Source organism: Rhodococcus sp. EPR-147 (assembly GCF_001647185.1).
Classification (GTDB): Bacteria; Actinomycetota; Actinomycetes; order Mycobacteriales; family Mycobacteriaceae; genus Rhodococcoides.
Map to the genome: position 1 here is coordinate 1 of NZ_LVCU01000142.1, position 10,438 is coordinate 10,438.

Sequence of the window (10,438 nt, forward strand, 5' to 3'; positions counted from 1 at the left end):
AGGTTCCTCCCGTCGTAGACCCGCTGGGCGGACGATCCGAGCGAGTACGCACCGCCGTGGATCCAGACCAGCACCGGCCGCAGTTCCGCGCCGGGACGGGGAGCCCAGATGTTGAGCGTGAGACAGTCCTCGGAAATCGACAGCGACGGATCGATCGGCACCGGACTGTCGCGACCCTGCGGAGCCATCGCACCGAACTCGAGGCCGTCGAGCACCCCCGACCAGGGTTGCAACGGACGCGGCGCACGGAACCGGAGCTTGCCCACCGGAGGCGTCGCGTAGGGAATACCCCTCCAGGCCACGATCGGCGACGCATCGGCAGCGACCGGATAGCCGAGAACGTCGCCGTAGGGCGTGCTCACGAGCACGGTGGAATCGGACGCAGCGGAGTCAGACGCGGTGTCCATGGAACCTCCCCTTCGGTCGTTGCCCAACGTACCAACATCAACCATCCCCTCGGCGACGATACGCACAGCGTCGACGCCCGCGAGCGAAGGAACCGACGATGAAGACAATCGGATGTGCCGCAGTGGCAATCGTCGGGGCGTGCCTGCTCGGAGGCTGCGGCTCGAGCGGGGAAGGCAACGGTCCGATGGCGACCGTGATCACCGACCGCCCCACCCCGATCACCACGGCTCCCTCCGTCACCTCCGCCGCGCCGGCATCACCGTCCACCCCAACGACGACCACGCCGACGTCCACCACGGCGGCACCGACGAGTCCTGCTGCAGCCCAGGCAGAACCGCAGGATTACGCCGGTAAAGCACCCGGCTGGTACTACTTCACGAGCCCGAGCGGGAAATTCGAGTGCGGTATCGCCGTGCTCGAGTCCTCGATCGCCGGATGCCACGGGTCACTGCCTGATTCGGCACCCGAGGTTCCCGGCAGCGGGGCGTCGGGAACGGCGGTGAAACCCAACGCTGTGCAGCTGATTGCCGGGTCTGCGGCGAAGTTCGAGAGCTTGGGTGATCCCAAGTTCCACCGTTTCGACGGCACTGCGGCGGCCTTGCCGTACGGCGAAGTGCTCACAATCCCCGGAAGTGGCTCCACCAACGGCCTCCAGTGCAGCGTCGACGAGCAGACCGGGGTCACGTGCACCGATCAGGTCGGCCACGGTTTCACCGTCTCGGACGACGATTTCGACCTTCGTTGACGGTCTCGTTCGCGCGGCAAACAACCAGGCGTAATGTCCGGGGACGGTACGACAATCCCTGCCGTACGGTCTCCCCAGCGGCCGACGCCTGTGCGCGCGGCCGGAAGGTGCATCACTCATGAATCAGACCTCGGACCGCCACACAGCGAAGGTCATCGGCGTCAGCATCGCCGCTGCTGTGGGCGGATTCCTGTTCGGCTTCGACAGCTCGGTCATCAACGGCGCTGTCGACTCGATCGAAGATCACTTCCTCCTCGGTTCGTTCACCACAGGCTTCGTGGTCGCGATCGCGCTCATCGGGTGCGCAGTGGGTGCCTGGTTTGCCGGCAGCCTCGCAGACCGTTGGGGACGCAAGAAAGTCATGCTGCTGGGCTCGGCCCTGTTCGTCATTTCCTCGATCGGTTCGGGATTGGCCTTCAGCGTCCCCGACCTCATGCTCTGGCGCGTACTCGGTGGCCTCGGAATCGGCATCGCCTCGGTGATCGCCCCGGCCTACATCGCCGAGATCGCTCCGGCCAAATGGCGCGGATCCTTGGCCTCGCTCCAGCAATTGGCCATCACCATCGGCATTTTCGCCGCTCTACTGTCCGACGCTCCTCTCGCAGGCGCAGCCGACGGCGCGTCCAACGACCTGTGGTTCGGCATCGAGGCATGGCGCTGGATGTTCCTGGTCGGCGTGGTTCCCGCTCTCGTGTACGGGTTGCTTGCCACCCTCATCCCGGAGTCTCCGCGCTACCTCGTCGGTCAGCATCTCGACGAGGAAGCAGCCCGAGTCCTCGCCGAGATCACCGGGGAACTGCACCCGGACGAGCGCATCCACGAGATCAGGCTGACGCTGCGCAAGGAGTCGCGTTCGTCGTTCGCCGACATTCGCGGTCCGAAGTTCGGCCTGCAACCCATCGTCTGGGTGGGCATCACCATGGCTGTGCTGCAGCAGCTGGTCGGCATCAACGCGATCTTCTACTACTCGACGACGCTGTGGCGTTCTGTCGGATTCACCGAGGATCAGTCGTTCACAACCTCCGTCATCACCGCGGTGATCAACGTGGTCATGACATTCGTGGCGATCCTGTTCGTCGACCGTATCGGTAGGCGCAAGCTGCTGATGGGTGGCTCGATCGGCATGTTCGCCGGACTGGTGATGGCGTCGGTGGCGTTCTCGCAAGCAACCGGCAGCGGCGACGACGTCACCTTGCCCGCTCCGTGGGGTGCGATCGCCTTGGTCGGGGCCAATCTGTTCGTCATCTTCTTCGCCTCGACCTGGGGTCCGATCATGTGGGTCATGCTCGGTGAGATGTTCCCCAACCGCATGCGCGCCATGGCGCTCGGCATCGGTACCGCAGCCAACTGGATGGCCAACTTCGCTGTCACGCTTGCCTTCCCGCCGCTGACGTCGTCTGTGGGCCTGTGGGTGATCTACGCAGGATTCGCATTGTTCGCCGCGCTCTCGTTCTTCTTCGTCAAGGCCAAGATCCGGGAGACCAAGGGTATGGAGCTCGAAGACATGCTGGGGTGATGCCGGACCGCAGATACAGGGGCAACAGCAGCGCCATCGAGTGACCGGTGTTACTGTCACTGTCGTTCTGACACGGGGTGTGTCCGCCGATGCGGATGCTGAGATCAAACCCGCCGAACCTGATGCAGGTAATGCTGACGAAGGGATGTCAAGGCGATGACGCCTGTTGTATCTGCGGACCCGGTCCGCTTCACCGATCGACTGTGGGATGCGTCCGAGAACATTCGACGTGCGATCGACGACCTCGAATTTCTTCGGCTCCTCGGGGCGGGGACGCTTCCGCTCGACGCGTTCCGTCGGTATCTCGAACAGGACTCGCTCTATCTGGGCGGATACGTCAAATCGCTGTCACTGCTGGCAGCGCATGCACCGAACCCGGTCGTCGGCGCGTTCTGGGCGAGCGCCGCCGCGAGTGCGATGGACGAAGCCGCATCGCACGAAGCGATGCTGACCGGTGGAGCGCTGCCCCCGTCGACCCGGACGCCCGAGCCTTCACCTGCATGCCTGGGCTACACGTCCTACCTGACCGCGACGGCGGCGACCGAACCGTATCCTGTTGCGGCAGCAGCTGTTCTGCCGTGCTTCTGGATCTACGCCGACGTCGGCCGCTCACTCGCCAGGGCAGCGAAGGCGGTTCTCGATCGAGATCCCGAGCATCCGTACGCGCAGTGGGTGGCCGCGTACGACGCGCCGGAATTTCATGCCATCGTCGACGCCGCCAGAACATTCGTCGATGACGCCGCAGCGGCCGCGACGCCGACGCAGCGCGAACAGATGATCGACGCCTTCTTCGTGGCATCGAGATACGAATTGATGTTCTGGGACAGCGCGTTACATCCCACCCCATGGCCCCTGGCCGAGAGTGCGGTGTACGCATGAGAGCCACTCGGATTCTCGCCGCATTGGCGGCGGCCGTCGTTGCCACGACCGGACTTGCGGGCTGCTCGGACTCGACGGACTCGAACACCATTCGGTTCGCCCTCGACTGGACGCCGAACACCAACCACACCGGCCTGTACGTAGCCCTGCAGGAGGGTTATTTCGCAGACGCAGGCCTGGACGTGGAGATCCTCCCGTACAACAACACCGCGGCAGATACTCTCGTCGATGCCGGAAACGCCGAGTTCGGAATCAGCACACAGAGTTCGGGCGTCTTCGCCACCTCCGCAGGCGCGCAGACCGTCTCGGTCCTCGCGCCGCTCCAACACTGGGCGACCGGTATCGGAGTTCGTGCAGACAGAGACGACATCCCGAGCCCGAAAGCACTCGACGGCAAGGTCTATGCCGGCTTCGGTGAGTCCGGCGAGCAGGCCGGCCTGCAACAGGTCATCAAGAACGACGGCGGCACAGGCGAATACGAGACCGTGGTACTGGGTACTTCGGCGTACGAGGCGGTCTACTCCGGTACCGCGGACTTCACCGTCTCCTACTTCGCGTGGGAAGGCATCGAGGCCGAGCACAGCGGAACTCCGATGAAGTACTTCGACTACACCGACTACGGATTTCCCGACGCCTACGCCATCACGATCAGCGGCAACGAACCGTGGCTCGACGCCCACCCGGACGAGGCGAGAAAGTTCGTGCAGGCACTGCAGCGCGGCTACCAGCTCGCTGCCGACGATCCGGACAAGGCAGCACAGGATCTGATCGACGCCAACCCGGGAACCTTCACCGACGAATCGCTCGTCTTCGAGAGCCAGGAGATGCTCGCCGCGAAGTACATGAAGGACTCCAACGGCGAGGTAGGACGACAGAGCCTCGACAAGTGGGCCGCGTACTCGAAATTCCTCTACGACAGCGGTGTGCTGGCCGATCAGAACGGCGCACCTCTGACTGCGGAGCCGGACTGGTCGACCTACTTCACCAATGACTACCTCGGCGATCGGTGAGTCGGTAGCCGCTGACCGGGGTTCCTACTCGTTCAGCGGTATCCGAGCCTCGCTGCGGTGGGCGTGGCCCGCGCTGACCGTCGTCGTCCTACTCATCGCCGCCTGGCAGATCTATGTCGAGATCAGCGGCATCCGACCGCAGGTGTTGCCGTCCCCCGGCCGCGTGGTGGTCCAGGGTTGGGCGCAGCGCGACGCGATTGCCGAGAACGCGGCGGCGACCCTGCAGGTGACCCTCGTCGGCTTCGCGGTATCCCTGGCCCTGGCGTGGTTGCTGGCCATCGCGGTGGATTTCTCGCCGTGGCTGCGGCGCGCGTTCGTTCCCCTCTTCGTCGTATCGCAGACGCTCCCGATCATCGCGATCGCGCCGCTGTTGATCATCTGGTTCGGCTTCGGGCTGCTTCCGAAGATCCTGGTGATCGCACTGGCCACGTTCTTCCCGATGGCCATCGGGCTCATCGAGGGTTTCGCGGCGGCCGATCGGGACGCGCGATCGCTGCTGGCCAGCATGGGAGCCTCGCGCTGGCAACAGTTTCGATACGTGCGGCTTCCGTCGGCGCTTCCGCGATTCTTCACCTCTCTTCGCATCGGAATCACCTACGCCGTGGTCGGCGCGATCTTTGCCGAATATGCCGGAGCCAGTGCAGGGCTCGGCATCTACATGAGTCAACAGAAGAACTCGTTTCGTACCGATCTGGTTCTCGCCGCGGTTGCCGTGACGGCCGTGATCAGTGTGGTCCTGTTCGTCTCCACCTTTGTGGTGGAGCGGTTCGTCGCACCTTGGGCGCGCCACGGTTCGGTGGGTCTTCATGTCTGAACCCGACACCTTCATCGATGTTCGCGATCTCACCAAGTCGTTCGGCGAAAAGCCTGTGCTCGACGGCATTTCGTTCGGGGTGCAGCCTGGTGAGTTCGTATCGATCATCGGTCCCAGTGGCTCGGGCAAGAGCACTGTGTTCAACATGCTCGCCGGGCTCGACCGACCCGATTCCGGCACGGTTCGCGTACCGCCGTGCGCCTACATGCCGCAGAAGGATCTGCTGTTTCCGTGGCGTTCGGTGTTGGACAACACCACCCTCGGTCTCGAAGTGCAGGGCGTCGCCAAGAAGGAGGCGCGTGCGCGGGCACGCGAGCTTTTCCCGGTCTTCGGCCTGGACGGGTACGAGTCGGCCAGGCCGTTCGAGCTCTCCGGCGGTATGCGCCAGCGAGCGGCGCTGTTGCGCACGGTGGTTCAGGGTCGATCGGTACTGCTGCTCGATGAGCCCTTCGGGGCGCTTGACTCGTTGACGCGAAGCGACATGCAGGCCTGGTTGCAGCAGGTCTGGTCGGAGTTTCGATGGACGGTACTGATGATCACGCACGACATCCGTGAAGCGGTCTACCTCTCCGATCGCGTGATCGTCCTCTCCCCCAGACCCGCCCACGTTCGACGCCAGGTCGAGGTGACGCTACCCCGCCCACGCGGGCTCGAGATCGTCACGACGCCGCAGTTCGCAGCGGTCGAGAAGCAGCTGATGGACGTTCTGCTCAGCGCGTCGACGCTCTGACCGACATCACGACGCCGACCTCGGGTGGTGTCGTTGCCTGGCCGTTCGAGCGGACTTCGCCAGGCTACTGGGCCCTCACCTGGCAGTTGTCCCACCCAATCGCAGCGCGAGATCGTCGACGGCGGAGAACGCCGCCTCGAGATTGGCTTGCGCCTTGGGAATCTGCGGAGCGAGTGCCGGCACCCGCTCGGCGAGCGTCAAGTCGACCGGAACGAAGTGAACCTCCATTCCCAGCGCAACTCCGAGCACCTGACGCAGTTGTGCAGTGGTGTGATCGGCGGACGCGTTGTCCGTACCGGGGGTGTAGTCGTTTCCCCGACTGGTCACCACGACGACGGGCTTGCCGACGAGGGGTGCGGTGTCACTGTCGAACGGCACGGTGAGGCCCGGAACGTGTATGTAGTCGATCCATGCCTTCAGGGTCGATGGGATCGACCAGTTGTACATCGGCGCACCGATCAGCACCGCGTCCGCAGAGATCAGTTCCTCGATCAGTTCGACCTGCAGCGCCTCGGCAGATGGCTCGACGGTTTCGTCTGCGGTTCGCAGATGAGGTGCCCAATGCAGCGCGGAGGTGGGCAGATGCGGCAGCGGACTCGTGTGCAGGTCTCGATGGATCACCGAGTGGTCCGTGCCGATCCCATGCCAGGCGTCAGAGAAGCGGGCCGTGACCCGCCGGCTGGTCGAGCGGACCGGGTCGGCGGACGAATCGAGGTGCAACAACTGCGGCACTGAACGCTCCTCACATGCTGGGTGCTTCGAGCCTATGCGTACCGCCGCGTTCGCTCGCTCCTATCCTGGACGAATGGACTTCCGATTCGTCATGCCTGCCCTCGACTCGCGATCGGCCACCTCGCTGGCGGCGGTCGTTCACGAGCGCACCGGGTCAGACGTCGACATCAGAATCGGCGGTTCGGAGGTCCGACTCGACGACGCGACACGCAGCGCGGTGTTGGAACTTCTCACCCAGCTCGCGACCGGCCGGGCGGTGGCCGTCGGTACCGTGGACGAGTTGCTGACCACCTCGCACGCTGCCGAGGTGCTCGGTGTTTCGGACACCTATGTCAGACGGTTGGCCGATGCGGGCGATCTACCGATCGAAATGCGCGGCACCCACAGGCGATTTCGGCTCGAAGACCTTCTGCGGCATCGTGATCGATTCCGGTGACGATGACGGTTGCCGTCACCCGGCCTCGCGCTCGAAGTGCTCGGACTGGACCGTCATGAGATCACGGAACGCCTGTCCGGCGGCCAGCCAGAGCTGTTCGGAGTCTATGTAGTCCACCCCTCGGACCTCGACGTCTCCAAGGTAAGCGCCGACGTCGACCGACAGCATTCCGATGACCGAAGAGACGTCGGCATCGAGATACGTGGATTGGGTGTTCTGCAGCTCGCGGAACTGAGCCGAGAAGAACTCGGCTGGGATCCTGCGATCGACGAACTGGGCGATGAGGAACAGGAAGCGGGACGCATGGGCGGAGCCCGTCCGGAAGGAATGTTCCATGGTGAAGACCTCTCCCCACGGTCGACAGCACCCCTCGCACTGTCGACCGTTGAGCTCGCTGGTACCCGAATTTCGATGATCGGACGAACTCTCGAACATCGATTCGACCCAGGGGCTAAAACAGGGAGCTCGTCCTACCAGGGCCAGATTAATCGGACCTTTCTCCGGTTTTGACCGGAAAAGGCGATTTGATGAGGAGTCACAACTACACAGTCCCGGGCTGTGGTTCTCTACTGAAACGATCCCAGCGGAGCACGATCCGGAGTGTCCAGTTGCCAGAACTCCCAACCGTCACGCTCTTCGACATCACCACTGATATGCGTTGCCACCGCACTGGCAGCGACGGAAGGATTGTCGAACCGTCGGCCTTCCATCGGTCCTGCGGTGATCTCGAGTCGCTGCGTTTCGGGATCGTAGCGTCCGCTCAGCCGATAGCCCTCGCAATCGGCGACCAGGCGTACTCGGTTGTCGATCACTTCTTCTTCCAAGGCCGCCTTGGCCGACTTACGGGGTGCTTTCACCCGGGGAGTACGTACCCACGTCTGTTCGGGGCCGACATCGATCGTCGTGTCCAGCGTCGAGCTCAGACCAAGCAGGTCCCAACGCTCGCTGCCGTGCAGCACTCGGTCCACCGCGATTGCGTGGTGCCCGGTCCTGGTGCGCAGTGGCGAATCCTGGACCCAGAGGTCGACCTCTCCGCGAATGTCGGTGGCCATCTCTTCCGACGACACCATGTAGAAACGCGGCTCTTCGTTCGCGAGATCGACGAACACCCAGTACGAGGATCCGGTGTCGTCACTCTCGAGCGATTCGTCCTGCCTGCGGGCCTTCCAATCACCCGTCACCTTCGATCGAACTCGAACTATGCACGACGACGTGCCGTCCATCGACCAGACCTGCACGGGATTTCGACGCGACGTTGTCAGCCGCTCCGCACGTCCACCGCGCTGAGCGACGGTTCGAATGAATGCCTTGATTCCCCGGTCGGATGTGTCTTCCACGGATTGCCACCTTCAGCCTCGAGAGCGACCCGTACTTATGAAGAGCGGTGTTGCGACGGGTGGCGCTGGCACGACTCGGTTTCCCTCACCCTACTGCGTCGATGCCTGCTCGAGTAACCGCAGAACGCCCCACCGGAGGAGTGCCGGTTACCGTGGTGACACCGAAACTCGGCCAGGAGGTACCACCATGCCGGTCAAGATCACCCACGACACTGTTGACCACAGGTTCGAGATCCATGTCGATTCCGAGCTGGCAGGCTACTCGGAGTACCTCGAATCGGACGGATCGCGAACGTTTCATCACACCGTGACGCTTCCGCAGTTTCGCGGCCGAGGACTTGCCGCCGCCCTCACCGAATACGCGCTCGACGACACCAGCACGCAGGGTCTGCGCGTTGTCCCCGCGTGCTGGTTCGTTCGCGACTTCATCGCAGCCGCGGGCGATCGCTATTCACATCTGACCGTCCTCTGACCGTCCTCTGACCGTCAGCGACGGGACGACATCACCTCGAAGCTGATCTCGGATTCCGATTCGCAGTCCTTCGAGGCCATGTCCTCCGCAGCCTCACCGTCACATGAAATCTCTTCTGCAACAGTTGCTTCGGCAGCTCTCTCCGCCGCGACCCGACGCCGTTCGTAGTTCTGCGCACCCCGCGCGACGCGTTGTCGATGTTCGTTCAGGATCTGTTCGTAGTGGTACATCTGTTCTCCTACAACAAGAGTGGACGCCGAGCACAGAGCATTGCTGTGCGGCGAAGTATTGAGTCGATCGATGCATATCGTCGGCAGGAACCGGCCGATTGCGCCGAAGGCTCACTCAGAGAGCATGATCGGCAGCCATGGCAATCCGCGTGTAGACGAATCGACGGCGCACGGAATTCGCGTCTGCTGTCATTGTCCACCTCCACGGTCTCTGCGATGTGCCTGTGCCACGATCATGCACGGCTGCGGCGACGAACTCCACCGATTAAATTCAGCGGACGACGACGAAGGGGTTGCATCCCACCAATTCTCCTGGCGCAGATGGTGATTCGCGTCGACTACGCCCTCTCTGCGATGCCGTGAGACCCCGACAGTGACGACACATCGAACCGACACCCTGGACGCTGCCCGGTACTACTCGTTTCTGACGTTCGCTGAGTCGAGATGGAGATTGCGAACCCGCAACCTCGCGCCGGCACATGGGTCCAGGCCTCGCTCTTCGCAAACGCGCGCGCGTTCGTCAGGTGCGCGGGAAATGGCGAGTGGTCGGGGCGCGATTCTGCGCGCGGATAGCGAACGCGCTCGCGTCTGCGCCGGAGTACACAGTCCGCTGTCGCGTCGTCTGCCCGCACCCCAGTTCAGACACAGACCCCGACTGCCCCGCCCCCGCTCGCCGCAAGTGCGCGCGCGTTCGTCAGGTGCGCGGGGAATGGTGACTTGTCGGGGCGCGATTGTGCGCGCGGATAGCGAACGCGCGCGCGTCTGCGCTCCTATGAGCGTCCGCGGTCGCGTCGCCTGTCGGCAACCGGGTCCAGGCCCGGACCGTACCGGATGCGTGCGGATTCGTGGTCCGCGGTCGCGTCGTCTGCCCGCACTCCAGTTCAGACACAGACCCCGCTCGTCGCAAAGGCGCGCGCGTTCGTAAGAGCGTCCGCGGTGGCGTCGTCTGCCGGCTGACTAGTTCAGGCAGGCCGCACTCGTGGCGGGTGCGCGTTCGTCGTCGGGTGCGCGCGTTCGTGAGGTGCGCGCGCGTTCGTCGGATGCTCGTGGGTGTGGTGATGGGTGGTTTCGAAATGCAGAATGGCCCTCGACCGTGGTCGGGGGCCATTCTGGGATGTTGTGTTCGGCG

The 10,438-nt window shown here is 63.8% G+C and carries 13 protein-coding genes and 1 riboswitch; of the genes, 8 read left to right on the plus strand and 5 right to left on the minus strand.

Features of this window, described 5'->3' with window-relative positions; genetic code table 11:
• On the minus strand, positions 1 to 407 hold a 407-nt coding region (locus A2J02_RS06795), incomplete at its 3' end, for a carboxylesterase family protein (protein WP_156516127.1).
• Between the two features lie 98 nt (positions 408 to 505).
• Here A2J02_RS06795 and A2J02_RS28610 point away from each other — a divergent pair.
• The 6 genes from A2J02_RS28610 to A2J02_RS06825 all read left to right on the plus strand — a co-directional run bounded on the left by A2J02_RS28610 (position 506) and on the right by A2J02_RS06825 (position 6,102).
• Positions 506 to 1,153 (plus strand): hypothetical protein, encoded by a 648-nt coding sequence (locus A2J02_RS28610; protein ID WP_231893729.1) that lies wholly within the window; start codon positions 506 to 508, stop codon positions 1,151 to 1,153.
• 118 nt (positions 1,154 to 1,271) lie between these two features.
• A complete protein-coding gene (locus A2J02_RS06805) occupies positions 1,272 to 2,669 on the plus strand; it encodes a sugar porter family MFS transporter (protein WP_068048409.1) in 1,398 nt (465 codons plus the stop codon).
• Positions 2,670 to 2,732: 63 nt separating this feature from the next.
• A riboswitch (TPP riboswitch) is annotated at positions 2,733 to 2,832 on the plus strand.
• A complete protein-coding gene (locus A2J02_RS06810) occupies positions 2,826 to 3,548 on the plus strand; it encodes a TenA family protein (RefSeq protein ID WP_068048433.1) in 723 nt (240 codons plus the stop codon). Its footprint overlaps the riboswitch before it by 7 nt.
• Positions 3,545 to 4,558: an ABC transporter substrate-binding protein gene (locus A2J02_RS06815; protein WP_068048410.1), complete on the plus strand. Its 1,014-nt coding sequence runs from the start codon at positions 3,545 to 3,547 to the stop codon at positions 4,556 to 4,558. Before A2J02_RS06810 ends, A2J02_RS06815 begins: the two co-directional genes overlap by 4 nt.
• A complete protein-coding gene (locus A2J02_RS06820; RefSeq protein ID WP_197477959.1) occupies positions 4,536 to 5,372 on the plus strand; it encodes an ABC transporter permease in 837 nt (278 codons plus the stop codon). Before A2J02_RS06815 ends, A2J02_RS06820 begins: the two co-directional genes overlap by 23 nt.
• On the plus strand, positions 5,365 to 6,102 hold the full coding sequence (locus A2J02_RS06825; protein WP_068048413.1) for an ABC transporter ATP-binding protein: 738 nt from the start codon (positions 5,365 to 5,367) through the stop codon (positions 6,100 to 6,102). Before A2J02_RS06820 ends, A2J02_RS06825 begins: the two co-directional genes overlap by 8 nt.
• Before the next feature lie 75 nt (positions 6,103 to 6,177).
• Here the strand turns inward: A2J02_RS06825 and A2J02_RS06830 are convergent, their stop codons facing one another.
• Entirely contained in the window at positions 6,178 to 6,834 is a 657-nt protein-coding gene (locus tag A2J02_RS06830) for an FMN-dependent NADH-azoreductase (protein ID WP_068048416.1), read from the minus strand.
• A 73-nt stretch (positions 6,835 to 6,907) separates the two neighbouring features.
• On the opposite strand from A2J02_RS06830, the gene A2J02_RS06835 reads away from it, so the two are divergent.
• On the plus strand, positions 6,908 to 7,270 hold the full coding sequence (locus A2J02_RS06835; protein ID WP_068048439.1) for a helix-turn-helix domain-containing protein: 363 nt from the start codon (positions 6,908 to 6,910) through the stop codon (positions 7,268 to 7,270).
• 15 nt (positions 7,271 to 7,285) lie between these two features.
• On the opposite strand, the gene A2J02_RS06840 is transcribed toward A2J02_RS06835, so the two are convergent.
• Together A2J02_RS06840 and A2J02_RS06845 are read right to left on the minus strand one after the other, a co-directional pair.
• The gene (locus A2J02_RS06840) at positions 7,286 to 7,606 is read right to left on the minus strand and encodes a homoserine dehydrogenase (protein WP_068048442.1); all 321 of its coding nucleotides are present in this window, start codon (positions 7,604 to 7,606) and stop codon (positions 7,286 to 7,288) included.
• A 230-nt stretch (positions 7,607 to 7,836) separates the two neighbouring features.
• On the minus strand, positions 7,837 to 8,607 hold the full coding sequence (locus tag A2J02_RS06845) for a hypothetical protein (protein ID WP_068048419.1): 771 nt from the start codon (positions 8,605 to 8,607) through the stop codon (positions 7,837 to 7,839).
• A 187-nt stretch (positions 8,608 to 8,794) separates the two neighbouring features.
• On the opposite strand from A2J02_RS06845, the gene A2J02_RS06850 reads away from it, so the two are divergent.
• The gene (locus tag A2J02_RS06850) at positions 8,795 to 9,079 is read left to right on the plus strand and encodes a GNAT family N-acetyltransferase (RefSeq protein WP_068048422.1); all 285 of its coding nucleotides are present in this window, start codon (positions 8,795 to 8,797) and stop codon (positions 9,077 to 9,079) included.
• A 14-nt stretch (positions 9,080 to 9,093) separates the two neighbouring features.
• On the opposite strand, the gene A2J02_RS06855 is transcribed toward A2J02_RS06850, so the two are convergent.
• Positions 9,094 to 9,309 carry a hypothetical protein gene (locus A2J02_RS06855; protein ID WP_068048425.1) on the minus strand — a complete coding sequence of 72 codons (216 nt, stop codon included), beginning with the start codon at positions 9,307 to 9,309 and terminating at the stop codon, positions 9,094 to 9,096.
• Positions 9,310 to 10,438 lie beyond the last annotated feature (1,129 nt).

Coding starts and splice junctions, on each gene's coding strand:
- A2J02_RS28610 (WP_231893729.1), top strand. CDS start 506: ATGAAGACAATCGGATGTGCCGCAGTGGCAATCGTCGGGGCGTGCCTG.
- A2J02_RS06805 (WP_068048409.1), top strand. CDS start 1,272: ATGAATCAGACCTCGGACCGCCACACAGCGAAGGTCATCGGCGTCAGC.
- A2J02_RS06810 (WP_068048433.1), top strand. CDS start 2,826: ATGACGCCTGTTGTATCTGCGGACCCGGTCCGCTTCACCGATCGACTG.
- A2J02_RS06815 (WP_068048410.1), top strand. CDS start 3,545: ATGAGAGCCACTCGGATTCTCGCCGCATTGGCGGCGGCCGTCGTTGCC.
- A2J02_RS06820 (WP_197477959.1), top strand. CDS start 4,536: ATGACTACCTCGGCGATCGGTGAGTCGGTAGCCGCTGACCGGGGTTCC.
- A2J02_RS06825 (WP_068048413.1), top strand. CDS start 5,365: ATGTCTGAACCCGACACCTTCATCGATGTTCGCGATCTCACCAAGTCG.
- A2J02_RS06835 (WP_068048439.1), top strand. CDS start 6,908: ATGGACTTCCGATTCGTCATGCCTGCCCTCGACTCGCGATCGGCCACC.
- A2J02_RS06840 (WP_068048442.1), bottom strand. CDS start 7,606: ATGGAACATTCCTTCCGGACGGGCTCCGCCCATGCGTCCCGCTTCCTG.
- A2J02_RS06850 (WP_068048422.1), top strand. CDS start 8,795: ATGCCGGTCAAGATCACCCACGACACTGTTGACCACAGGTTCGAGATC.
- A2J02_RS06855 (WP_068048425.1), bottom strand. CDS start 9,309: ATGTACCACTACGAACAGATCCTGAACGAACATCGACAACGCGTCGCG.